A 24141-nucleotide genomic window follows, 5' to 3' on the forward strand; every position below is an offset into this window, starting at 1 on the left:
ATTCAGTGAACTAGTGAATGGATTGCCCCTGCGGGCTCACGCCCCGCGTAGCCGCTCCAGTTGTCATGATCGCCTCTGGCGTGTCGTTGTACGCTGGTGCGGCCTTGGCAGTTGGACTCTTCCATACATTTCCCCCAGCGATTGTCGCCTGGATGCGCATCGCGGCTGCGGGGCTCATCCTCGTGATTATTCAGCGACCAAAGATCCAGAGTTTCTTTGGCACCTCGGGGCGCCTTGCCATGGCGTTCGGTGTGGTCACGCTGGGAATGAACATGGTGTTCTACGAGGCTATTGCTCGTCTTCCGCTAGGAACTGCCGTGGCGATTGAGTTTTTAGGTCCTATAGCGGTCGCTGCGTGGGGTAGTCATTCACGCCGTGACTGGTCAGCACTTCTTTTAGCTGGCGTCGGTGTGCTGGTGTTATCAGGGGCACAGTGGGCTGCTTCCCCGAGTGGGGTGATGTATGCGCTCACTGCGGCTATGTTGTGGGCTGGATATATCATGCTCGGCTCTCGTGTGGCGAAGAATTCTGCTTATGCTGGTGCGCGTGACGCTCTGGCGATTGGTTTTGCCTGGTCAGCAGTGGTTTCGACTCCTCTTGTCGGGGCGGGCTATTTCCTGGTGTGGGGTAGTGGCATAGCCCCTGGTTGGCATGTTGACGCGTTAGAGCTCGTTGGCCTTGCATTGGGTCTGGGAATGCTGAGTGCTGTGATTCCCTATAGTCTTGACCAATTAGTGATGAAAATAGCGGGGCCTGGATACTTTGCCTTGTTGCTTGCCTTGCTTCCGTTGACCGCGTCACTACTCGGCGCGGTGGCGCTAGGGCAGATGCTTAGTATTGTCGAGCTACTGGGGATTGCAGCAGTGGTAGCCGCGGTTGCCTTGAGAGAGCCGGGTTAGTGAGGCGTATTTCTTGAAAAGGCTTTTCCAGAACTCGCAATTTTCACTACATCCTAATGACCTTGGATGAGCGTGGATGCATTCACACAGCGTAGTGACTGAGTGCCTTAGTCTGGGGCAAGCCTCGCATGTCGGAGTTTCGGTATTGACGGAGACTTCCACTGGCGGTCGTATGGAAAGGAGGTGTCAGGGACATGGGTGATCGTCCAGAATACAACGGCGAGATACTGTACGACCCTTTCAGGGATGGCCGAAAAATAACCGACGATACACACGCCGATAGGACACGCGCTGACAACTCTTCTCGCAGCCGCCCACAAGAACGCTGGGTGGCGCATATCGATATGGACGCTTTTTTTGCGTCTGTGGAACAATTGACCAGACCCACTCTGCGAGGTCGCCCGGTTCTCGTTGGTGGAATGAGCGGGCGGGGAGTCGTTGCCGGTGCGTCCTATGAGGCGAGAGTGTTTGGTGCGCATTCGGCAATGCCTATGAGCCAGGCGGTGCGTTTGTGCCGCAACAGGGCTGTGGTTGTTCGGCCTCGTTTGGAGGTGTACAAGGTGGCGTCGAGAAGAATCTTCGAAGTCATCCGAGCACATGCAGGCGCCGTGGTGGAGCAACTGTCCGTGGACGAAGGTTTTGCCGAGCCGCCTCAGCTCATAGGCGCTACCGACGAAGAAGCCAGAGCGTGGGCTATGCGCTTACAGCGTGCTGTGGAAGAGGAGACAGGTTTACCTTCCTCAGTGGGGATGGCTTCGACAAAACTCGACGCAAAAATGGCTAGTGACCTAGGGAAACCACATGGCATAGCGGTGGTTTCTGTGTGGCGAAGAATGCAGGTATTCGGGCCGCGACCGGCCAAGGAACTCTGGGGGATCGGCAAGGTGGCGCAAGCTCGGCTGGCAGAAGTGGGTGTGCACACTATCGCAGAATTCGTCAAGATGGATCGTGCCGATGTGAAGAGTTTGCTAGGTGCCGCCGGCGTAGATATTCAGCGCATGGCCGCAGGAAACGACACACGTCCCGTAGCTCCTCGTGCGCGCTCCAAACAAATGAGTGCTGAACGTACCCTCACCACGAATATTCATACATCAACAGAATTATGGCCGATCGTCAATGAGGTGGCCAAAGAAGCACACCGTAGGCTTCTCAAAGATGGTCGTGCAGCGCGTACTATTACCGCGAAAGTTCGCACGGAAGATTTTCATATCCATACCCGTTCGGCCACCTTACCCGCAGGCACAGATGATCTAGAGACAATCACCGTGGCCGCTCGGCGTGTTATGCCACGTCCAGAGCAACTCGGTTCGATTCGCCTCGTGGGTGTTGGGTTATCTGGGTTGGTGGATATACGGCAGGAGTTGCTCTTCCCAGAATTGATAACCCCAGCAGAGGAAGTGGGCATGGTGATCACCATGTCAGACAGCAATGATCACACTGCCAATGGTATGGGAGGCCTCGCGCCATTGAACGCTCGGGCGAGTAACTCCGGGCCGTGGCAGACCACCCAAGACGTGGAGCATGAGATTTATGGCCACGGTTGGGTGCAAGGCACCGGGTCAGGCGTGGTCAGTGTACGTTTCGAAACACGCGCGACTGGCCCAGGGAAAACGAAAACCTTTTCCGTTAATGACCCGGCTCTTCACCCCGCAGACCCCCTGGCCTCTTTGGCGTGGGATCTTCGCCCGGAGGAACGCTCGATGGACTAGATGCGCCCTGACGCAAGTTCGCACAACAACTTCATCCGCGCCTGGGACGGGCGAAGGCCACTTTCTATTGTCAGTCCTCGGCGCTGGAGCTCGGCACCGCCGCCGACGCCACCGTAGGCAGCATTCATAGGTCCGAAGGGAACCCGCGTGCACAACCTCACGGGCACGTCTAGTGCACATAGTGATTCAACCATGGCCCGGGGAATATTTCCGCTGCCGAGCGCAGAAACGACTATGCCATGCAGAGGTTTGGAGTCGGAAGTGATGGCGTCGATCACACGGCTAGAGCAACCACCGTAGGCCGAGACGATCTCCACACGTAGATCGGCTAATGACGGCGGCAGAGATGCGGGGCGCTGCTGCGGGGTGGGAGAAAAAGCACGGGTGACGCCGTGATCAGCAGAAGAAGATACGAAGGCGCGGTCGTTGTGCGTATGAGCCTTGCTCACCCCTGATGCAGGCAGAGCCACCCCTCCAAAGACCACATGAGCCGGCATCGTTGCATCTGGAGGTACGGATAGGGCAAAAGTGAAAGCATCCCGGAGATTGGCCGGTCCATCGGGACATGGGTCATCGAATGGACGCTGTGCTCCAGTGAGAATGACGGGCACATGAGAGTCGATGAGACAGTGTACAGCCATCGCGGTTTCCTCTAAGGTATCCGTGCCATGGATGATAATGACCCCACCTAAGGGATGAACATAAGAGGTATCGTTCAAACCCTCATGAAGGCAGGTGAGGATATGATCCACATCACTGAGCTGGAGGTCGGAGGAATCTAATGCCATGATGTCCCGGGACTCGACATGGATATGACTGATGTGTGGGATACCCGCCTGGGCGATGATGTCGTCGATGGGGTGCGACGGCACGAGATCCCCGCTGCGTGGATCCCGAGCGCAGGAAATAGTGCCGCCCGTCCCGATTACGACGATAGTTTGGGGCACAATGTCAGTGTTCAGAGAAGGGATGCGCCTGGCTGCAGGCTCTTCGACCTGAAAACGTGACGGGGAGTCCTTGTAATCCATGCCTCACAGGTTAGTGGTCACTTCATACACATGTGTAACATCGTGGCGTACCCCTAAACGTGCGTTGGATAAGGAATGCGTGAGAGCGCGCATCTCCGATGTACGTCACAGATCGAAGGAGCCGCACCCCATCATGAGCACGTCCTCCATAAAGTCTTTGGCGCTCGTAGCCGCCGTTAGCGCTGGTCTGACCCTGACTGCGTGTGGAAACGACAACGACGAGGAAAATACTGCGCCTAGCTCATCGCAACAGACGGCGCAGGAAGAGGCAATCCCCGCCGCTGCCGATTTGCAAGGAGTGCTGGCACGTGCGGTTGATCCCAACGTTCCTACCGATCAGAAACTAGACACCGTGGTTGGGGGACAAGAAGCACCGGAGCTTTTCGATTCCCTCACGAAGGCTGCTGTTGACTCTAAGGCACAGTTCAACGTCCTTGATCCGGTTTTGCCCGGCATGCTGCCCAATGTCTACACCGCAAACGTGAACCTGATGCTGCCGAATGCAGAACCGCAGCAGATTCAAGGTGTGGAATTTGTGCGTGATACGGCAGACCAGAACAAGATGAAGCTGGATAAGCGATGGGCTTGTTCCTTGGTTGAAGCTGTGCTACCTGATCAGGTTCCTGCGATGTGTAACCCTGACACAGCTGCTCCGGAGGGCTCTCCGGCTCCGGCGCCTGAGGGTCAGCCAGCCCCTGCACCGGCGCCTGAGGGTCAGCCAGCCCCTGCACCGGCGCCTGAGGGTCAGCCAGCTCCCGCGCCTGCACCGGAAGGCCAGCCAGCTCCCGCGCCTGCACCGGAAGGCCAACCGGCTCCCGCGCCTGCTGGTTAAAATTACGGCGACTCAACCCTGCTGAGTGCGGCGTAGGCCTCACTCAGCTTTAGTCCTGTTTTTCCTCAGATTGTGCCCAGGATGTTTTTGCCATCGTGGTTTGAATAACTTTTACTGCGGAATCTTTCTGACCATAAGTGGTTGTGGTCGTAACTTTCACCGAACCTCGTTCAGGCAGAGCATGGGTCAGATTGAGCACTATGTGCCCTGTCGATTCGCTGCTGACATCGAGAACTTCCAGATCAGTGTCCGCTAGCTGTTTGGTCGCTGGCCGACGTTTGACTTCCACTCCCAGCTTGACCGTCTTGTTTTGGCGCTCTGACAGTGTGTAGATGATGTCCTGCAACATGGATGTGCCGTTTTCATCGATGCGGTTGGATACTTTCCACTTGCCTCCCACACCGATTGGCTCGTCGGGGAAAATGATCGGCACGTCATTCATTCTGGTGAGTGCTTGTTCAACACTGGCACGAGCGGAGTCAGTTGCAGATTCAGGGGCAGAAAAATTCCGGTTCTGAACTCGGCCGTTCAGGTTCTGTTCCGTGACCATCGTGAATCCCTCGGCGGTAGCCACATCCTCGTTACGCTCGGTATTACTGCCTGAGGGTCGCCCCACGGTGACGGTGCTGGTGCGTACGTGACCATCGGTGTGGATGTTGGTGGTCAGCGGGAGATCCATGGTGACTTCGTCATAGGGAACGTCGAGATCGTCGGTATTGCTCTCGGTGGTAAAGCTTGGAGCAGTGGTCGACGCGGAAGAATCAGACGATTGCGTAGCGCTCTGCTTAGCACGGTCTTCGGCCTGCTGTTTCTTTAGCTTTTCTTCATCAACTAGGGTTTTTTGTTCAAGTCCCTGAGTGAAGGAAAACTTCACCTTTTGCTCGTCGGGACCCGTGAACCACACGAGTGGCTGTGCAGAGCCCTCACCTGCATTCAACAACTGCACGGTGACACCCTCGACAGGAGCATTGACTGGTTGGGCATGGGTGTTTGAGTCTTCGCCACAAGCGGTCAACGTAGACAGACAGAAAAGGGCGGTGAGCGCCAATGTTCGACGGGTCTTTCGATTAGCCACGGTTCCATAGCCTAACAGGTGCCCCTCCGAATACCGCTGTGGTTCCAGGCATTAGTGGTTAGGGGACTAGACTGTCTGCGTGACTTCCAAACGTGTGACGGGGCCGGCCCTATTACTAATGCTTCTCATTGTGGCCATTGATCAGCTGACAAAGTGGCTTGTCGTAGAGAATCTGGAGCCCCGCACGGCGTATCCGGTGTTTGGTAATTTCTTTCGCCTGTTCCTGATACGTAATCCCGGCGCAGCCTTTTCCATGGGGGTGGATGCCACACTTATCTTTTCCGTGATCCAAATTGCTGCCACCGTCGTGTGTCTAATTGCTCTTTTTCGCGCACGCTCGTGGTGGACCGCGGTACCGGCGATCCTCATCGGTTCAGGTGCAGCAGGCAATCTCATTGACCGTATTTTCCGCGCTCCCGGTGCTTTGCACGGACATGTGGTGGATTTCTTATCTTTCGGAAGCTTCGCCATTTTTAATATTGCTGATTCAGCGATCACCGTGGGTGTTGTGGTCTATCTCCTGTTCGCCCTATTCGTCGAACCACGACGTCACAAGTCAGTTTCTGAGCGTGCAAACCCACCCGCTGCTGATGGCGACAACGCGGCCAATGACGAGTGCAGACTTTCGGATGCGAGTGGCAGCGGAAAAGGAATAGAGGCAGCAGAAAGAAGGGAGGACATGCCTCGATGAGCCGTGAGAACCGTGTGATGCCGGTGCCCGATGGTCTGGCGGGAATGCGCGTTGATGCGGGTTTGTCTAAGCTTTTGGGGCTTTCTCGTACAGCCGTTGCAGAGTTGGCAGTCGGCGGTGACGTACTGCAAGACGGTGCAGCCGTAAGCAAGTCTGATCGACTCGTTGCAGGTGCGTGGCTCGACGTCACCTTGCCAGAACCGCCACGCGATTTGGCGGCCGAGCCTCCACAGCACGTGGAGGGCATGGACATTTTGTATTCGGATGACGATGTCATCGTCGTGGATAAACCCGTGGGGGTTGCAGCGCATCCCACTCTGGGATGGGAAGGTCCGACAGTCACCGCAGGACTGGCGGCTGCCGGTTTCCGCATTTCCACGTCTGGGCCCCCGGAGCGCAAAGGCATCGTTCAACGCCTCGACGTCGGCACATCTGGCGTGATGATCGTGGCAGCATCCGAGCGGGCGTATACGGTGTTGAAGCGTGCTTTCCGTAACCGTGAAGTAACCAAGACCTACCACGCACTCGTCCAGGGGCATCCTGACCCAACGAGCGGAACCATCGATGCTCCGATTGGCCGTCATCCCAGCGCAGGGTGGCGTTTTGCTGTGCGCGAGGATGGCAAGCATGCCGTAACACACTACGACACCCTCGAAGCTCACCGGCAAGCTAGCTTGCTCAAAGTGAAACTGGAGACCGGTCGTACACATCAAATTCGCGTACATTTCTCCTCGTTGCACCATCCTTTGGTGGGAGATCCGATGTACGGGTGCGACCCGCACCTGGCAGAACGCCTCGGGCTGATTCGCCAATGGCTTCATGCTGTGTCTTTGGGCTTTCCGCACCCTAATGGAGAGTTCATGACTGTGGAATCTCCGTATCCAGCAGACTTGGCTGAAGCATTGAAGAGACTGAGGGAGGCCAACGGTGCCTAAACATAGTGCCGCAGCCATTAAGTCTCGCATGTCGCAGTCAGTTCCAGAGAACAAAAAACGACGGCGGCGCCATGAGTGGGACGATACTCGCAAACCAGCGTGGGTGGCCTATCTGTCGCTCTTTTGCGTTGTGGGGCTGTTCATTGCGGTATTGGCTTTGTCGCAGTCGGATCGTATCTCTCAGCCACAAAACATTAATGGGGATCTTCTGGGTGCTTATGGTGTATCCCGGGAGGATTATCAGCGCCACGCTCACAACACCTTGGAACAAATGGAGGGGGATAGTCCCCGCTGGGCGCTTCTGAGCCTGCAACACAGTATGAATGCGCAGGAGTTGGCGGATATTTTCAAGGATCTCGATATGCGGGTGAGTACGTTGCTGCTCGGGCCGATTCAGGTGCCGCTGCCAGAGCCTGCCTCTGGATTGCGTCGGATCGATGTGTTTAACCGTGCGGTGAACACCTTGGCAAAGGGCTCTGGCCTACGAGCTGAGGACCTGCGCTTTGACAGCGTGCTCGTTTATGGAGCACCAGAACAGTTGCGTGAATTAGCCAAAAGGCCGGGAGTGTACTGCGTGGAGGCTGCCCATCCTGATGCAGTGTGGGGGCGCATTGGTGTGCAACCACTTGTCCAAGAGGATTCGCCGTACGCACCGCCTGTGGGTCACAGTGGAAATGGACAGGGGGAGACATCGGCGCAGACGTCTCCAGCCACACCATCTGATACGCCCACACCATCTGACATGTCGGAACCATCCGGGGCGCCCGTTCCTGCTCAGACACCGGCAACGGCACCTGAACTCGCCCCGAATCTGAGCGCCCGCAATGAAGGAGAAGCTAGGCAGCAATGATCTGGGGTCTACTCTGTTATGGAATGTGGGGCTTGTTCCCAGCTTTCTTTCCACTGCTGAAACCAGCTGCACCTGTGGAGATTCTCTCGCATCGAGTGGTGTGGACTTTTGTTTTTATGGCTGTGGTTTTGTTCGTCATCCGTGCCACGAAGAAACTTCGGGCAATTACGCAGAAAGAGTGGTTGCTTGTGGCTGCGGCTGCGGCAGTGATTTCTGTGAACTGGGGGCTTTATGTCTATGCGGTCAACAACGATCATGTTGCTGACGCCGCTCTAGGGTATTTCATCAACCCGTTGGTGAGCGTGATGCTTGCCGTTCTCGTCCTTCGGGAAGGCCTGAGCGGGCTACAGAGGATCGCTATTGGATTGGCCTTCATTGCTGTGGTGATCATGACCATCATGCTGGGGAATCCACCGTGGATCAGCCTGGGACTGGCTTTCAGCTTCGGCGTTTACGGCCTCATTAAAAAGAAAATCCGGTTGTCGCCACAGATTTCTTTGATGGCGGAGACTACTGTTTTAGCTCCGTTCGGTGTGATGTACATACTGTATCTACAGGTTCAGGGAAGAAGCACTTTTGTTCAGGAGGGGACTTCGCATACTGTCTTGTTGATGCTGGCCGGTGTGGTGACTGCACTACCATTGTTATGCTTTGCACGGGCTGCACACGAAATGACTCTGACCAGCCTGGGGATGATTCAATACTTCACTCCCATGCTGCAGATGTTGTGGGCTGTGTTCGTCACCAAGGAATACATCGAGCCAGGGCGTTGGGTGGGGTTTGTCATCATCTGGATCGCACTCGTCATTTTCGTCTATGACCTGCTACGCCAGACGCAGAACTCACGGCGTGCTAGGCGCAAGCTGACTAGCTTGCAAGATAGCGAAGCGGCATCGGCATGAGGAAGGGTGCAGGGCTGTGGTCCAGGTAGTGAGACTGCAGCGCTGAGCCGGACAGTACGTCAGTCACCGGATAGTGCCCCAGGCGTTGAGCCTCACACCACGCCAGGGAATCACGCCTGACACCGGACGACAGACAACACGCGAGGCGCTGGACCTCACACTAAGCCGAAAATGCGGTCGACCATCGCGTTTCGAAATACACCTAGGGGATCGATCTTCCCGCGTAGCTCCGCGGCACGGGCGAGATCCTCGTGCCGCTCCAACAAATCCTCGTGGTTCAGGCTGTGCATTTTGCCCCAGTGAGGCCGCCCGCCCGCTGCTTTAAAGATCGGTTCAATGCGGCGGAAATATGCCCACTGATCCTGCTTGTGATACCGGTGAAGCGCGATATAACACGATTCGCGGCCCTTAGCCGTGGATAGGGGCACGTCATCGGCACCTGTGGCACGCACCTCGATAGGAAAGAGAACCTGCTCATCCATACGGTTAATGGTTCGGTGAACGTCTTTGAGAACCTCGGTGGCGTCAGCTAGCGGAACGGAGTACTCCATCTCGTTGAATTTCACGCGACGCGGTGTGACGAACACATCATGAGCGAGATCTGAATACTCGCGTTGAGCCAAGCCTTGTGCTGAGAGCTGGAGCATGGGGCCAGTCAGTCGGGGAAGCACGCCGGACAATTTGTTCATGAATCCGAAAGCTATGCCGCCGAGAAGATCATCATCGATAGCAACTTTCCACCGAGGAATAGGTCTCGTTGGGGTGTCACCTGGTCGGCGGGTATTAGTCTTCACATGGGCTACGTCAGTTCTCGGGAACCAGAAATATTCGAGGTGATCTACAGCGTGTGCACGCTCCGGGAAGTGTTCGATCACCGGGGTGAGGAGCTCGGCGGCTTCTTTGGCTTCGAGCACGAAGGTCGGAACGACGTCCATCTCCACTTCGGTGATAATGCCGTAAGCCCCCAGAGAGATGCGACAGAGATCAAACAGCTCGCGGTCTAGTGGGTTTGGAGCATCGGGATGGCAGGCATGTACCTCACCATCTGGGGTGACTATGCGGAAGCTGCGCACCATGCCAGCAAATCCGGTGAACCCCACACCGGTACCATGGGTGCCTGTGCTGATAGCGCCAATAATGGATTGAGGATCCACATCGCCTTGATTAGCAAACGCCACGCCAAGGGGGCGCAAAATCGCTGGGCAGTCGCGCAGTCGAGTGCCCGCACGGAGGGTGACTGTCATTTTTTCTTTATCGAAAGCCACTAGTCCGCTCATCTTATCCAGGTTGACGAGCGTACCGTCGGTTTGGGCTACCGGGGTGAAGGAATGCGCTGCTCCCACGGCCTTGAGGCGGCCGGCAGAATCGGCGGTTTCTTTCACTAGCTGTATGACTTCAGCTTCAGTGGCGGGCTGTACGAAGCGAGACGGATGTGATGTGACTGCACCGGACCAGTTGCTCCACGTAGTGCTCATTAGACAAAGCTCCTTCCTTCGCCGCGGTAAGTTGGCCATTCGTCGACCACCTCTCCGTTGGCTACAACCATAATGTTGTCTATATATTCGGTATGCTCTCCTGCCTTGGAGGGGCGCATCCATACATGGTCGCCGATGTGCAACGTACGGGCTGCTTCTCCTGTGAGAGGCGTTTGTACTTCTCCGAAGCCTTCAAGCGGATTGGTTTTGAGTTGTTCGGGCCAGTCGACGACCGGTTGCCTGTCTTTCCCGACGGGGCCCGACGCCACTCGGCCTCCACCTGCGACAGTGACCGTGGTCGGCGTCGGTCGGCGGACGACAGGAACAACAAACCACTCAGCGGGCTGCGGGGAGAAATTCTTGTAGTGGTCGAATAGTGCTGAGCCGATTATTCCCGACCCCGCTCCAATTTCCGTGACGGACGTTTCCGCGGAAGTGGTTTCGATGGAGCCGGTACCTCCGCCATTGACGAATTCCAGCGGTGGCAAACCAGCTTTACGTAGTTCTTCAGAGACTGCATCGACGATCTCACCACGGCGCTGTGCGAGCTCTTTAACAGACAATTTCTTCATGAGTGCGATGGCCGGGGAAGTATCCGTAGTCCCGGCGATTTGGCCCTCATATGCCATGAGTCCGACGATGGTGAACCCGGCACGACTGCGGACGCACCGCACGAAGTCGCGTACTTCCTCCGCCGAACGGAGCGGAGAGCGAAGAGCTCCGATGTGGAACTTGCCGATCTCCAGGCTGGCGTCGACGTCTATACAGATTCGCAAACGGCCCCGTTCCGTGGGAGGAACAACTGAGTCGATGAAGTTAAGATGCTCGACACTGTCGACCATGAGGGTGATGGATCGACAGAGGTGTTCGTCCGTGATGAGACGGTGGATAGCTTCTTTATGTGCGCTAGGGTAGGCCACCAAGACGTTGTCACTGGTTCCCGTTTCCACTAGCCAGATTGCTTCGTTCAGGTTGTAGGCGAGGACGCCTTCATAACCGGGTTGCTCGAGAATGGTGGAGATGAGCTGTCTGATACGGATGGATTTGCTGGCCAGGCGAATGGGAGTGCCGGCGGCGCGGCGAACCATATCAGCAGCGTTGGCTAGAGCGGCGTCGAGATCCAGGACGGCAAAGGGGGCGTCGAGGTGCTCTACAGCAGTGCGGATTTCAGCTTTCACCCCTATAACCCTACGGGTGAGTGACGACTCTGTCTCTGGAAATGGAAATACGCGAAAACAGAATTTTTCGAGTGTCTCGTAGTGAGTATTGTTGTCGATTATGGGTAAGTCGTCATTCGTGCATCTCCACAACCACACTGAATACTCAATGCTGGACGGCATGGCTAAAGTGGACATGCTGGCGGAAGAAGTACTCCGCCAGGGTATGCCAGCGGTAGGCATGACGGATCACGGGAATATGTACGGTGCGGATGCTTTCTACCGTGCCATGAAGGCGGCAGGCGTCAAACCGATTATCGGCATCGAGGCCTACATGGCGCCGGACTCTCGTTTTAACATGAACCGTGTGCGGTGGGGCACACCGGAACAAAAACGCGATGATGTGTCTGCCTCTGGAGCCTATTTGCACCAGACGATGATGGCAGAAAACGTCACCGGTCTGCGTAACCTTTTCTACTTGAGTTCTATGGCTTCTTATGAAGGGCAGTTAGGCAAGTGGCCGCGTATGGATGCGGAACTTGTCGCAGAGCGTTCTGAGGGCATTATTGCGACGACCAGCTGCCCCTCCGGGGACGTGCAGACCAGATTGCGTCTAGGGCAGTTTGATAAAGCACTTGAAGCCGCGGGAATGTGGCAAGACATCTATGGCAAGGACAACTACTTCCTTGAACTGATGGATCACGGCCTGGACATAGAAAAGCGAGTGCGAGATGAACTTCTGGAAATAGGTAGAAAGCTCAAAATTCCTCCACTGGTAACCAATGACTGCCACTATGTGTTGGAAAGCCAGGCGCCCGCTCATGAAGTGATGCTCTGTGTGCAGTCTGGTTCCACCATGGACGAACCAACGATCGACAACGGTGGCAAGCGTTTTGCATTCTCTGGCTCGGGTTATTACTTGCGTACCGCGGAAGATATTCGGGCCCAGTGGGATCACGTTGTTCCCGATGGATGTGATAACACTCTATGGATCGCTGAGCGAGTGGAAGACTATGGCGAAGTCTGGGAAGAACATCCACACGATCGCATGCCGATCGCCGAAGTGCCCGAGGGGCACACTCCGACCAGTTGGCTCACTCATGAGGTGATGAAGGGACTCGAAGAACGTTTCGAGGGGCGAGAAGTACCGGCGGAGTACATCGACCGGGCGAAATATGAAATCGGCGTGATTGATATGAAGGGATACCCTTCCTATTTCCTCATCGTCGCAGAGTTGGTAAAGCACGCCCGTTCGGTAGGCATTCGTGTAGGTCCGGGTCGTGGATCTGCGGCAGGTGCACTCGTGGCTTATGCACTGACCATTACGAACATTGACCCCATAGAGCACGGCCTGTTGTTTGAACGTTTCCTCAACCCGGAACGACCATCGGCACCGGATATCGATATCGACTTCGATGACCGTCGGCGTTCAGAGATGATCCGTTATGCGTCTGATCGGTGGGGTGAAGACAAGATTGCCCAGGTCATCACCTTCGGCACGGTGAAGACCAAGCAAGCCATCAAGGATTCCGCCCGTGCGCACTTTGGACAAGCTGGTTTCCAGATAGCAGACCGTATCACTAAGACTCTGCCGCCGGCCATCATGGCTAAAGACATCCCGTTGCACGGCATCATGGATCCGGAGCATGAGCGATATAACGAAGCGGCGGAGACTCGTCAGCTCATAGAGACGGATCCTGATGTCAAAAAGATCTATGACGATGCATTAGGTCTGGAGGGCGTGGTACGGCAAGCCGGCGTGCACGCATGTGCCGTGATTATGGCCTCGGTGCCGCTGATCGACTGCATTCCCATGTGGAAACGCAAACAGGATGGTGCGCTGATTACAGGCTGGCCTTATCCTGCTTGCGAAGCGATCGGCCTGCTGAAGATGGATTTTCTGGGTCTACGCAACCTGACGGTGATCGGTGATGCTCTGGAAAATATCAAGCTCAACCGTGATTTCGATCTCGATTTGGAAGGCCTGTCTACCGAAGATGTGCCCACCTATGAACTCCTAGCACGCGGTGAAACCCTCGGCGTGTTCCAGCTGGATTCCGGAGGCATGCAGGAATTGCTTAAACGCATGCAGCCGACCGGGTTTAACGACATCGTGGCCGCTTTGGCTCTCTACCGTCCGGGTCCTATGGGTGTCGGCGCCCACTGGGAGTACGCAGACCGTAAGAATGGACGTAAACCCATCGTCCCGATTCACCCGGAACTGGAGGAGCCGCTCAAAGAGATCCTCGAAGAAACATATGGCCTCATCGTGTATCAAGAGCAGATCATGAAGATCTCTCAAAAAGTTGCCAATTACACCGCTGGCCAAGCGGATGGCTTCCGCAAAGCAATGGGTAAGAAGAAGCCAGAAGTTCTTGAGAAAGAATTCGTGACCTTTGAAAGCGGCATGAAGGCCAACGGTTATTCTGACGCCGCCATTAAACAACTATGGGACACGATTCTTCCGTTCGCTGGTTATGCATTTAACAAGTCGCATGCAGCGGGATATGGTCTTGTGTCCTTCTGGACGGCATACTTGAAAGCCAATTATGCGCCGGAATACATGGCGGCATTGCTGACCAGCGTGTCGGATAAAAAAGATAAGTCTGCGATTTACCTTGCTGACTGCCGTCACCTTGGTATTAAAGTGTTGTCGCCCGATGTTAACGAGTCGCGTTACACTTTCCAGCCAGTGGGTCAAGATATTCGCTTCGGACTTGGAGCCGTGCGCAATGTGGGCGAAGAAGTAGTGGAGTCCATCATCGTTTCCCGCGAGGAAAAGGGGTTGTTTAAGGATTTCTCTGATTATCTTGACAAGATTGATGCCGTTGCGTGTTCGAAACGCGTGACCGAGTCGTTGATTAAAGCAGGGGCCTTTGACTCTCTTGGACACCCGCGTAAGGGTCTGGTACTCGTCCATGAAGATGCCGTCGATTCCGTCATAGCCACCAAGAAAGCAGCTGCTAAGGGGCAATTTGATCTGTTTGCGGGGCTCGACGCTGAAGATACTGGTGATGCTTTCCACATCGCTGTGCCAGACCAGTCATGGGAGAGGAAACATGAATTGGCGCTGGAACGCGACATGCTTGGCCTCTACGTCTCTGGCCATCCGTTAGATGGTTTTGAGGACGCCTTGAATTCTCAAGTAGACACTCCATTGCCTCAGGTGCTTGCCGGGGAATTGCCGGATAATAAAGAAATTAAAATCGGAGGAATTATCTCTTCTGTAGAGCGCCGCGTGGACCGCAACGGCAGTCCTTGGGTGATTGCCACCATGGAAGACCACAACGGAGCTCAGGTGGAATTACTGGTCTTCGCTAAGACCTATCAGATGGTGGCTCCACAGATCGTGGAAGACAACATTGTGTTGGCTAAGGCTCGCATTCGCTATAAAGACGATCGCATGAGTCTCTTTTGCGAAGACCTCAAATCTGCAGAACTGTCCGTGGGGACAGGCACTGGCGTCCCCTTGCGCTTGCATATGCGTGTTGATCAGGCTACACCGGAAAACATGGAGAGGTTGCGTCGAGTATTGACACAGAATAAGGGTGATTCCGACGTATACCTGACGGTCGTCGACGGGGAAGAAGAAGTCCAGTACATGCTGGCGCCGGAAATGCGGGTGAACAAATCGCCGTCGTTGATGGGAGATTTGAAGGCCGCGACATGGGAAGGGATTTTTTCTTAACACATGGATAAAGAGGATGTCACCAAGCAATCGGCCGACGTGGTGGGAACCCGTTCGGGCGGTGCAACAGAAATTACGTTAGGCAATACGATGGGAATGAACTCGGCTGCGGGAACCCCTAATGCGATCGTCGTGAGCGCTGTTGCAATGCGAGATGACCAGGGGCGCCTACTCACCGTACGTAAACGGGGCACAGACAATTTCATTCAGCCAGGAGGAAAGCCGGAGGCTGGAGAAACCGACCATCAGGCCGCCGTGCGTGAAGTCAAAGAGGAGATCGGTCTAGACCTCAATCCAGATAAACTACGGCTGGTGGGGATTTACACACAAGATGCTGCCAACGAGGCCGGTTGCGTCATCGAGGCTCACCTCTTCGAATACACCCAGCCAGTGAACTCTTACGTACAGATCGCGGCTGAAATTGAGGAGATGAGGTGGCTGGACTTCTCTGAAGGACGCACACTCCCGGACGATCTCGCTCCCCTCATCCGCAATGTTGTGTTGCCTATGTACGGTCGTCGCGTGGTGAAAACTATCGCGGTCTACACGGGAGCTCGACTCGGCACCCGACCTGAGTTCATCTCACTGGCGGTATCTCTCGGCAAAGCATTGGCAGACGCAGGCGTCACACTCGTGTATGGCGGTGGCAAAGCAGGCCTCATGGGTGCCGTTGCCGATGCTTGCCTTGACGCCGGTGGCTCAGCCATTGGGGTGATTCCTAGGGACTTAGTCGACCGAGAATTGGCGCACGAGAGCCTGACTCACCTCGAGGTGGTGCACACCATGCACGAGCGAAAGGCGCGCATGGTGGAACTGGCTGATGGTTTCATCGCATTACCTGGCGGTGCGGGAACACTGGACGAGTTGATGGAAGCGTGGACGTGGCAGCAGTTGGGTATCCACTCTAAGCCGATCGCGCTCGTCGACGGCGAATACTGGGCACCGCTGATGGACATGCTCCACCACATGGTCGAGGCTGGTCTGGTGCGTGAGGCAGATCGCGATGCTCTTCTTGTTATCGACGATCCCGTCGAGGTCGTGTCGCGATTTAACTATTGGACTCCGCCGAGACCCAAGTGGCGCTAGAGTTGCCAGACGCTTCTTGCGAGTGTAGAGCGACAGTGGCTGATTGTGCATTATGGCGTGGCCTGGTTGCAATTTTCGACGTGCTCACGGCATCTTGGCGTGAGTGTCGACGGGGCTCATGCAACTCCTAGAGGTAGAGCTGGCTGTTTATCTGTGCCTTCGGATTTAAGGCCGACTTGTCGACTTTTAAGCCATTTCCTATCCAGCTGGCGGTGACGCTCCCCCCATCTTCCCAAGGTGACATGAGAGCTGGGCCAGGAGCTTTCAGTTTGATGGTAAAGGAATCGTTTCCACGGGGTGTGATCTCTGTAACTCGGGCATAGACGTCTGGTGAAGGGTCGTAGATAACCTTCCCTTGGTGGAAAAAGACCACCGTCGACATTGGGCTTTCCCATGCCGCGGTGTCAGATGGGGCGGCGAATACCCCTTCGAGAAGAACAAAGCTCAAATCCGCGCAGGGATCGAATTTATTTTCCTTGATTTTGTAGGTGTATGGAGTTTCGTGTTCCGAAGGGATGGAGCCCGATGGCAAGCCAGAGGTCGCAAGCGTTTCCGTTGTGCACTCAGGCTTCGTGGATGGAGATTGTGTGGTTTTCTCTGTGAGGCTTTCGGCAGGCTCTGCGGAGTGCTTAGAAGTTTGTGAGGCAAGGGAATCCGCTGTCGGTGAGACGCTATGTGCGGAGTCTTCGTGGTTTTCTCCCGTGCAGCCAGTGGTGGAAAACGCAGCCAGGACGAGGGATAGGGAGGAGGCAATAATTCTTCTCTGTAACTTGTGACTCATGCGAGGTTCCTTTTCACGAAACTAAGTGGATTGCTTGTTGCATAAAAATACTTCATAGCATGGCAAGTGACTAGCGGAAGTACTGCGGTGTGTGAGGGGAGATCAGCCCCCCTCACGCCGGCATATGGTTCGCAGCCCCGATCTCTGTATCCGGTTCAGCGTCCTGAGTGGTTTCTTGTTTCGTCGTCACACTCAAAGTCTCGCTCGATATCCACTCGGTAGCCCCATCCTGCTAGACCGCGTGCTGGCTGATCGCTGAGGTTCACTACCACACTCACTACGGATTCTGGTGCTTGATAGGTGAGTTCGATCCACCTGCCGGACACCTCGTAATCGACGTCACCGGCCTCGGTGCGCGGGACTGTAAAAGGTTGCCCGGATAGCTCTTCATCGGAGTGCCAGGCTACGTCGATCAGTTCAGCATCATAGAGCTTATGCTTTTTCCGCAACGCCAGTAATTCTTTATATGCAGTGAGTACGCGCGCATGGCTTCCAGATGTGCGTTCACTCCAATCGAGCTTGGAATCGAGGAAGGTTTTCTCATCTGCCGGGTTCGGTACAATCTGCGGATCCCATCCGGCACGTGCGAACTCACGCATGCGCCCTTCAGCAGTCAGGCGGTTGAGCTCTGAATCCTCGTGATCAACGAAAAACGCGAAGGGGGTAGAGGCGCCCCATTCTTCTCCCTGGAACAACATGACAGTAAAAGGGCTAGTGAGCACCAGCGCGGCCTTCGCAAGTTGTTGTTCTACGGTGAGATTCATGTTCGGACGGTCTCCAGCTGCCCGGTTACCTGTTTGGTCGTGAGTGGTGGTGTATACGACGAACTGGGAATAGTCGGGATCTTCTAATGCTCGACCGTGGGTTCGTCCCCGGAAGGTGGAGAAACGACCATCATGCCAGAACACACGTTGGAATGTGGTGGCGAGAACTTCCACGGTGCCGAAGTCGGAGTAGTAGGCGTGTTTTTCTCCGGAAACCACAGCGTGTATCGCGTGGTGCACGTCATCATTCCACTGAGCCACGCCAAAGCGCTCCGTGAACTTGGGATCGTTCTGGTCGGTCTCTGCGATGAGGTAGCTGGGGGCAGCGACGTCACGCATCTGCTCGATGATGCTCACCGCGCCCACGTCGTCGAGGGCATGGACTGCGTCGAGCCTAAGCCCATCGATGCCGAACTCTTTCGTCCAGATTTTCACCGCGTCTAAGATGTAGGATCGTACTTCGTCGGAAAGCTGACCCTGAATATTGACTACCTCACCCCAGCCCGTGGAGCCGCCGGAGGTATAAGGACCAAAAACTCCTGTGTAGTTTCCATCGGGTCCGAAATGGTTGTAAACCACATCAAGGATTACCGCTAGCCCCGTGTTGTGGGCTGCCTCGACGAAACGCAGGAGGGCATCGGGGCCGCCATATAGTTCAGAGACCGCGTGCCAGCTCACTCCGTCATAGCCCCAATTTCGCTGTCCGCCGAAGGGTTGGATAGGCATCAGCTCAATAGCGGTGACCCCCACGTCCTTGAGATCATTGAAGCGTTCAATGGCGGAATCCAACGTTCCTTCTGGGGTGAAAGTTCCCACATGCATTTCGTAGATGACTTCGCCTTTGAGCGGCCTGCCGAGCGGTTCCGGGGTGCGTTTTGGCTCCCATACCTGGGATAAGCCATGAATACCATCGGGTTGGCGCCGAGAACGGGGGTCGGGGAACACCGGCGAACCGTCCACGCTAAAACCATAGCGAGCCCCTACCGAGCGTTCGCAATCGGCGACAAACCAATCTCCTTCCCGAGTCATTGCACGACGGGTGCCATTGAGGTCCAGCTCTACAGATTCGGCTTTGGGAGCCCACACACTAAACATGCCTCCCACCCTAACTGCGATAATGGGACAATGCCCGCACAGTCAGCAACCAATGTGAGTTATCTGCGTCCCCGCGACAGCGAATGGGTTGATGAATTGGAGGTCAAACGTTCTCAATTCATCGCCATCGCTCGCCGTACAGCCACCGAACTGGAGGCTCGTACTTTTATCGACGATGTGCGCTCACGTTACCCGGATGCGAGGCATCATTGCACAGCGTTCATAGTTCATATGGACAAGGCTCAGCCCATTGAGCGTTCCAGCGACGATGGAGAACCAGCGGGAACTGCCGGACAACCGATGCTCGAGGCGCTGCGCGGATCAGGTCTCCTGGACATTACCGTGGTCGTGGTGCGCTACTTCGGTGGTGTGAAATTAGGCACTGGTGGTCTGGTTCGCGCGTATCACGATGCGACGAAAGGAGTGTTGTCCAAGATCGACGTGGTTTCTCGCCAGCAGTTGGAACTGTTCTCCGTGTCCGTTCCACACGCCGACGCTGGTCGTGTCGAAGCCGAGATTCGAGACGCTGGTGTGGATGTCGTGGATGTGGAATACACGGTGGAAGCAGTGATGACTCTGGCTGTAAAGCCTGGTGTGGATATGGGCGGTGTAATAGCCAAAATCACTTCCGGGCAAGTGACACCCAAAAATGCGGGAACCACGTGGGTTGATATCCCCGTTTGCACGTAGTTCCACAGATAACGCGTATCGCGGATGCTCACCGGCCAGCGTACTAGCACCGCAGTACAGTGGGTCTATGACATTGAGCAATCACATTGGTCATCACATAGCGTATAAACCAGTGTTCCAGTGCACGCGTGAGGCGGAGTGCCATATACAAACCGTAGGCGTGGGCGCATACGCAGGGCGGTGATTGGTCGTGACGAGGGATAGCGGTAGCCGGGCAGTGCGCATTGATGCGTGGGTGTGGGCTGTCCGCCTCTATAAAACCCGTACTGCCGCAGCGGAGGCTGTGCGCGCTGGTCATGTCAAAGTCAACGGAATTGCCGTGAAACCTGCTCAACACGTTGTTGTGGGGGACACGGTGCGAGCCTGGGTGAATCACCGCGAGCACATTGTTGAGGTGGCTAGGCTTCATTCCAAACGCGTGGGGCCGGCTGTTGCCCGCGAGGCTTACATTGACAAATCCCCACCGCCCCCGCCACGGGAGATTGTGGCGTCGATGCCGCGCCGTGAACGCGGGGCAGGCCGGCCGACCAAGAGAGAAAGGCGCCAGATGGATCGACTTATGGGGCGTTCGCCCTAGAACATCTCCAGGGTTTTCTGGCCGATTTTTTGCCAGCGGTTGCCCAGACGACCCGGGCGTGACGAGGCATCGTCTCCTATGTGTACGGTCTTTTTGATGTGCTCGCGGCCGAACGTGAGCAGCAGCATGTCATCCACTACGCGCACTTGTCCCGGTGGATATGGGTAGGCAAAGGCAGCGTGCAGCTTAGCTAAATTTTCCTTGGAGAGCAGCGCGAGGAGTTGATTGTTGGTAGTGATGCCATGAGCCGCCAGCATGTCGACAGCGTAACCGTAGTATGCGACCTTCGACGCCGGGTAGTTCTCACCTAAAATATCCGCGAGAAGCCGGGGGAGAGTTACTTCATCGATAGGGCCAGGGCCGAGTAGGGAGGCATCTGTGGGCTGATCGATGCGGTTGGCTATTAAGTCGAACTGTTGGTCGGCCAGCTCGATAAGTCCGGCTGCGAGAGTGAAGGCACGTTGCACCTCCGGGTTCGTGGACCCTGAGAGATTCTTATAGCGGATATCATGCTCGAACTCTGCCCATGCGTGTTGTAGCACGGTGCGTAGCTGGATTTCCATGAGCATATTATCTAGTTGGGGCACACGGACAATGACATGCTGTGAGGCATAACCGAAGCCACCGCGCCGAGCTGTTTCTGCTGCTTTATCGACTACCGTTTCGACGCTGAAGATGTTTTCTATCACTGTGAGTAGCTGTGGAATATTACTGGAGTGATAGGTAATGACGCGTGCGCCAAGCATATCGTAGGCGGATGCGATGTCAGTGTAGTTCGGATAATCCGGGTTTGTGAGTTTGGCGAGGAAACTCACACGTTCTTTGGTACGGACGACGACCTGGTCGTAGGTGATGCCAGCATCATCGAGAGCATCCTCAATAAGCGCACGGACATCGGCGCATGCGGTCGGGTACCTATCGCGCCATTGATCGTATTGAGCAAGCGCATCCGTGGTGTTAAGCACCTAAGCATCCTTTTCATCGGTGATGAGGTTGTAGTCACGACCATTCGACGTCGGTTGTCGCCTGTGCGGCGTGGGAAAAGGGCATGGCCACGCAGGGTCAGGTTTATGCAGCGTGGGTTGCCCGTGGGTGCCCACGTCAGGGATTAGCTTGTGCTAAGCCAATTTCGTCAGCAGCACCTGCCCTCGTTCGGAAAACAAGTCCGTAGCTTTTACTTCACCCTGCCACATGGAACCACTGGTGAGCTGGTCTTCCCACAGTCCGTCAGGGAGGGTGATGGTCGTATCGCCCCAACCCCCTGCTCGTTCGACGGTGAGCGGGCGACGGGTAACGAGGGTGATCACGCTGTTGCCGCGCATCATACCCAATACTGCTCGGCATAACTCGCCTTGGGCCATGACAGGAAGGTAGGAGGCCTCATCTAGATTGTGGTTGGTGCGCACGCGCAAGGCCTTGGCGATCAGATTGATTCGTTCGTCGTCCTTGTTACGGATGTCACCGCGAGAAACGCGTTCAATGGCATCCATGCGCTGCTCGTAGTCAACTGGGCGACGGTTATCCGGATCCACTAGGGAGTCGGTAAAAAACTCGGTGCCTTGGTAAATGTCCGGGATACCAGGGGACATAAGCTGGATGAGTTTCTTAGAGTTGGCGATGACGGTGCCTCCGGCATCGATAATCTTTACGAGGTCAGTGACGTCGTCGCCGTAGTCATCGATGACGGAGTCCACCCAGCGATGAATAGAGCGTTCGAACTCCTCGTTGTTATCGAACCAGGTTGTGTGCACACCAGCTTCCCTCATGGCTTTTTCAGCGTAATCATGAAGCCGTTCGCGGAGGTTAGCGCTGACCACTCCATCGGTTGGCCACACGCCGATGATGTTTTGCAGGAGGAAGTGGCACGTCATGCCGTCTTCATAAGGGATTTTTTCGCAGAGTTCGGCGAATTCATCAAAAGCCTCGGTCAATTCGCTAATACGGGATCGAACGTCTTCTCCGCGTTTAGTGTCGTGGGTGGTGAGGGTGGTCATAGTGCGTGGCCATAGACGGGCTCGTTCCGCCTGGAGCATGTGGTATTCAGCGGGAGAGACTCCAAAGCGTCCAGGAGCCCCTCCTACTTCCTGCAGGCTCACGAGCCGAGAGCCTCGATAAAATGCTGTATCTTCCACGCCTTTGGCCATAACTGCACCGCAGACCTGGGCGAAACGAGTATTTGCTTCACCGAAGGACAGTAAAGCTGTGGAGATGAGGTCGAGGGCATCGGCGCGTTCTGGGTATTCGATCACCATTGATGCGATGACTGTGCTCGTTACGCGGGACAGCGATTGGTAATCGGCGCGATAAACTGGCATTGCGGCAATGAGACCCACGAGAGTTTCTTCCAACATGTCATCGGAGACATTCTCTCCGGAGGTAGACCAGTTGTCGTTGCGCACGGCGCGAGCCAATCGGTGAACCTCGGCAGCCAGTTCGCTACGGGCTACATCTGCCTTGAGTTCAATCTCGGCGGCTTCGAATGCGGCATTGTCCCATTGTGACCCCGTCCATTTTTCTGCCAGCGCATCGAATTTCTTGACCACAGGACGGTTGACGAAAACACCGTCGAACTCGCGGAGGGCGTCATAGCCTGTGGTACCGTCGACGCGAAGACGCGGGTCGAGGGGCTCGGTTACTCCAAGGATTTTTTCTACAAGCAGCCAACGTTCTTCGCCAATCAGGTTGCGCAGATGCTCTAAGTAACCGAACGGATCGGCTAGACCGTCGGGGTGATCCACGCGCACACCGTCGATAACGTTTGCGGCGATGAGCTGGTTGAGAATACGGTGAGTGTGCTCGAAGACGATGGGGTCTTCCTGCCGAAGTCCGGCCAAGCCATTGATCGAAAAGAAACGGCGGTAGTTAATAGTGCCGTCACGCCAGTACATCAAGCGATAGTGCTGTCTATCGTGAACGTGCTGAGGGGTTCCCTCCTCAGTGCCCGGTGCCAACGGGAACTCGTGTTCATAGTAGCGCAGCACGCCGGCGTCCCTATCGACCTCTAGCGCAGCGGTATCTTCTTCACTTCCCAAGATGGGCAGTCCGAGGCGGCCTCCTGCACCGTTTTCTTCGGACCAGTCGATATCGAAATATTCCGCGAATTCGGAGTCTTGACCGTTCTTCAAGACATCCCACCACCAGCTGTTGAGCCGTGGGGTGTCCACTCCTACGTGGTTCGGAACGATATCCAGGAGCAGCTTAATGCCGACTCTGTGAGCCGCGTCTGCTAGCGAACGCAGCCCTTCGATACCACCAAGTTCTGGGTTGACAGTGGTGGGGTCGATGACGTCGTAGTTGTGAGTGGAATCCGCGGGTGCGGTGAGTACAGGAGACAGGTAGAGATGACTGATTCCCAGCTTTGCAAAGTACTCAATGTGCTTTTCCGCATCAGCAAAAGTGAAAGCTTGGGCGGGGTCAGAACCGGGTCCTCGCAACTGAAGTCGATAAGTGGCAGACATGCCTTCTACTTTAGGGGAAGTGCCATGCAGTAGCCCGCAGACAAGTCCAAAGGCCCGATCCATCCCTCAACGTGTGGTGCGTCCTCAGCGACCCTGGCTCTAATTTTTCCCTCCCTGTAGTACACCGCCGGAAAAGCACCAAAGTGGATCTCCAAGGCTTCGACAAGTAGTTCGCTGAGCCGCGGATGCGTGAGCAGACTGCACGCAGGCAGTTCCTCGTCGACGACCCGTACTTCCAGCCAGGAGCCGTCGCGCCTGCATTCCAGAGCTGCTCCCGTGCGGTCATAAAGCTCTTTGAGCCGATGCCGCATGATTTCTGCGCGTTCATGCCACCGAACGCTGGGGCGACCGGGGCCATCGGGGATAGTGACAGAGAGCCCACTACCCACGGAAACCCGAACGGGATTGCTTAGGATGTTTGCTGGTGCCGTCGTGAGAGTCAACATATT

At 55.6% G+C, this 24141-nt stretch carries 20 protein-coding genes; 11 read left to right on the top strand and 9 right to left on the bottom strand.

Going from position 1 to position 24141, the window contains the following annotated elements; genetic code table 11:
* Window positions 1-17 precede the first annotated feature (17 nt).
* Window positions 18-899, top strand: a complete 882-nt coding sequence (locus GP473_RS03505; protein WP_246394893.1) for an EamA family transporter — start codon at window positions 18-20, stop codon at window positions 897-899.
* Between the two features lie 344 nt (window positions 900-1243).
* Window positions 1244-2608, top strand: coding sequence for a DNA polymerase IV (locus GP473_RS03510; protein WP_246394960.1), 1365 nt, complete (start codon window positions 1244-1246; stop codon window positions 2606-2608).
* Here the strand turns inward: GP473_RS03510 and GP473_RS03515 are convergent.
* On the bottom strand, window positions 2605-3636 hold the full coding sequence (locus GP473_RS03515) for an asparaginase domain-containing protein (protein WP_186277147.1): 1032 nt from the start codon (window positions 3634-3636) through the stop codon (window positions 2605-2607). The genes GP473_RS03510 and GP473_RS03515 overlap by 4 nt on opposite strands.
* 133 nt (window positions 3637-3769) lie before the next feature.
* Here GP473_RS03515 and GP473_RS03520 point away from each other — a divergent pair, with 133 nt between their 5' ends.
* A complete protein-coding gene (locus GP473_RS03520) occupies window positions 3770-4468 on the top strand; it encodes a WKL family lipoprotein (protein WP_185769091.1) in 699 nt (232 codons plus the stop codon).
* Between the two features lie 49 nt (window positions 4469-4517).
* Here GP473_RS03520 and GP473_RS03525 read toward each other — a convergent pair whose 3' ends face one another.
* On the bottom strand, window positions 4518-5543 hold the full coding sequence (locus tag GP473_RS03525) for a DUF6263 family protein (protein WP_185769090.1): 1026 nt from the start codon (window positions 5541-5543) through the stop codon (window positions 4518-4520).
* 79 nt (window positions 5544-5622) lie between these two features.
* Here GP473_RS03525 and lspA point away from each other — a divergent pair, with 79 nt between their 5' ends.
* The 4 genes from lspA to rarD are packed head-to-tail and all read left to right on the top strand — an operon-like array spanning window position 5623 to window position 8921.
* A complete protein-coding gene (gene lspA / locus GP473_RS03530) occupies window positions 5623-6234 on the top strand; it encodes a signal peptidase II (protein WP_246394894.1) in 612 nt (203 codons plus the stop codon).
* Entirely contained in the window at window positions 6231-7169 is a 939-nt protein-coding gene (locus tag GP473_RS03535; protein ID WP_185769088.1) for an RluA family pseudouridine synthase, read from the top strand. The genes lspA and GP473_RS03535 overlap by 4 nt, the downstream gene beginning before the upstream one ends.
* Entirely contained in the window at window positions 7162-8019 is an 858-nt protein-coding gene (locus GP473_RS03540; protein WP_185769087.1) for a hypothetical protein, read from the top strand. Before GP473_RS03535 ends, GP473_RS03540 begins: the two co-directional genes overlap by 8 nt.
* On the top strand, window positions 8016-8921 hold the full coding sequence (gene rarD, locus GP473_RS03545) for an EamA family transporter RarD (protein WP_185769086.1): 906 nt from the start codon (window positions 8016-8018) through the stop codon (window positions 8919-8921). The genes GP473_RS03540 and rarD overlap by 4 nt, the downstream gene beginning before the upstream one ends.
* Before the next feature lie 155 nt (window positions 8922-9076).
* Here rarD and GP473_RS03550 read toward each other — a convergent pair whose 3' ends face one another.
* Window positions 9077-10396 carry a D-arabinono-1,4-lactone oxidase gene (locus GP473_RS03550; RefSeq protein ID WP_186277148.1) on the bottom strand — a complete coding sequence of 440 codons (1320 nt, stop codon included), beginning with the start codon at window positions 10394-10396 and terminating at the stop codon, window positions 9077-9079.
* Window positions 10396-11574, bottom strand: coding sequence for an amino acid deaminase/aldolase (locus GP473_RS03555; RefSeq protein WP_186277149.1), 1179 nt, complete (start codon window positions 11572-11574; stop codon window positions 10396-10398). Before GP473_RS03555 ends, GP473_RS03550 begins: the two co-directional genes overlap by 1 nt.
* 100 nt (window positions 11575-11674) lie before the next feature.
* Between GP473_RS03555 and dnaE the strand changes: the two genes are divergently transcribed.
* Together dnaE and GP473_RS03565 are read left to right on the top strand one after the other, a co-directional pair.
* A complete protein-coding gene (gene dnaE, locus GP473_RS03560; protein WP_186277150.1) occupies window positions 11675-15241 on the top strand; it encodes a DNA polymerase III subunit alpha in 3567 nt (1188 codons plus the stop codon).
* A gap of 3 nt (window positions 15242-15244) precedes the next feature.
* Complete coding sequence (locus tag GP473_RS03565; RefSeq protein ID WP_246394895.1) at window positions 15245-16327, top strand: TIGR00730 family Rossman fold protein; 1083 nt, start codon at window positions 15245-15247, stop codon at window positions 16325-16327.
* A 127-nt stretch (window positions 16328-16454) separates the two neighbouring features.
* Here GP473_RS03565 and GP473_RS03570 read toward each other — a convergent pair whose 3' ends face one another.
* Together GP473_RS03570 and treZ are read right to left on the bottom strand one after the other, a co-directional pair.
* The gene (locus GP473_RS03570; protein ID WP_185769082.1) at window positions 16455-17108 is read right to left on the bottom strand and encodes an LppP/LprE family lipoprotein; all 654 of its coding nucleotides are present in this window, start codon (window positions 17106-17108) and stop codon (window positions 16455-16457) included.
* 155 nt (window positions 17109-17263) lie between these two features.
* Window positions 17264-18967 (bottom strand): malto-oligosyltrehalose trehalohydrolase, encoded by a 1704-nt coding sequence (gene treZ, locus GP473_RS03575; protein ID WP_185769081.1) that lies wholly within the window; start codon window positions 18965-18967, stop codon window positions 17264-17266.
* 30 nt (window positions 18968-18997) lie between these two features.
* Here treZ and GP473_RS03580 point away from each other — a divergent pair, with 30 nt between their 5' ends.
* Window positions 18998-19657, top strand: a complete 660-nt coding sequence (locus GP473_RS03580; protein WP_186277151.1) for an IMPACT family protein — start codon at window positions 18998-19000, stop codon at window positions 19655-19657.
* 190 nt (window positions 19658-19847) lie between these two features.
* The gene (locus GP473_RS03585) at window positions 19848-20234 is read left to right on the top strand and encodes an RNA-binding S4 domain-containing protein (RefSeq protein ID WP_185769079.1); all 387 of its coding nucleotides are present in this window, start codon (window positions 19848-19850) and stop codon (window positions 20232-20234) included.
* Here the strand turns inward: GP473_RS03585 and GP473_RS03590 are convergent.
* From GP473_RS03590 to GP473_RS03600, 3 genes are all read right to left on the bottom strand, one after another.
* Complete coding sequence (locus tag GP473_RS03590) at window positions 20231-21199, bottom strand: GTP pyrophosphokinase (protein WP_185769078.1); 969 nt, start codon at window positions 21197-21199, stop codon at window positions 20231-20233. The two genes, GP473_RS03585 and GP473_RS03590, sit on opposite strands and share 4 nt — an antisense overlap.
* Window positions 21200-21352: 153 nt before the next feature.
* Window positions 21353-23692, bottom strand: coding sequence for a malto-oligosyltrehalose synthase (treY, locus tag GP473_RS03595; protein WP_186277152.1), 2340 nt, complete (start codon window positions 23690-23692; stop codon window positions 21353-21355).
* Between the two features lie 5 nt (window positions 23693-23697).
* On the bottom strand, window positions 23698-24138 hold the full coding sequence (locus GP473_RS03600) for a hypothetical protein (protein ID WP_186277153.1): 441 nt from the start codon (window positions 24136-24138) through the stop codon (window positions 23698-23700).
* Window positions 24139-24141 lie beyond the last annotated feature (3 nt).

Origin of the sequence: Corynebacterium anserum (genome assembly GCF_014262665.1) — a bacterium.
Lineage (GTDB): Bacteria > Actinomycetota > Actinomycetes > Mycobacteriales > Mycobacteriaceae > Corynebacterium > Corynebacterium anserum.

Bases quoted from the DNA above. Each gene is read 5' to 3' on its own strand.
- GP473_RS03505 (WP_246394893.1), top strand. From the start codon at position 18: ATGGATTGCCCCTGCGGGCTCACGCCCCGCGTAGCCGCTCCAGTTGTC.
- GP473_RS03510 (WP_246394960.1), top strand. From the start codon at position 1,244: ATGGACGCTTTTTTTGCGTCTGTGGAACAATTGACCAGACCCACTCTG.
- GP473_RS03515 (WP_186277147.1), bottom strand. From the start codon at position 3,636: ATGGATTACAAGGACTCCCCGTCACGTTTTCAGGTCGAAGAGCCTGCA.
- GP473_RS03520 (WP_185769091.1), top strand. From the start codon at position 3,770: ATGAGCACGTCCTCCATAAAGTCTTTGGCGCTCGTAGCCGCCGTTAGC.
- GP473_RS03535 (WP_185769088.1), top strand. From the start codon at position 6,231: ATGAGCCGTGAGAACCGTGTGATGCCGGTGCCCGATGGTCTGGCGGGA.
- rarD (WP_185769086.1), top strand. From the start codon at position 8,016: ATGATCTGGGGTCTACTCTGTTATGGAATGTGGGGCTTGTTCCCAGCT.
- GP473_RS03550 (WP_186277148.1), bottom strand. From the start codon at position 10,396: ATGAGCACTACGTGGAGCAACTGGTCCGGTGCAGTCACATCACATCCG.
- dnaE (WP_186277150.1), top strand. From the start codon at position 11,675: ATGGGTAAGTCGTCATTCGTGCATCTCCACAACCACACTGAATACTCA.
- GP473_RS03565 (WP_246394895.1), top strand. From the start codon at position 15,245: ATGGATAAAGAGGATGTCACCAAGCAATCGGCCGACGTGGTGGGAACC.
- GP473_RS03570 (WP_185769082.1), bottom strand. From the start codon at position 17,108: ATGAGTCACAAGTTACAGAGAAGAATTATTGCCTCCTCCCTATCCCTC.
- treZ (WP_185769081.1), bottom strand. From the start codon at position 18,967: ATGTTTAGTGTGTGGGCTCCCAAAGCCGAATCTGTAGAGCTGGACCTC.
- GP473_RS03580 (WP_186277151.1), top strand. From the start codon at position 18,998: ATGCCCGCACAGTCAGCAACCAATGTGAGTTATCTGCGTCCCCGCGAC.
- treY (WP_186277152.1), bottom strand. From the start codon at position 23,692: ATGTCTGCCACTTATCGACTTCAGTTGCGAGGACCCGGTTCTGACCCC.
- GP473_RS03600 (WP_186277153.1), bottom strand. From the start codon at position 24,138: ATGTTGACTCTCACGACGGCACCAGCAAACATCCTAAGCAATCCCGTT.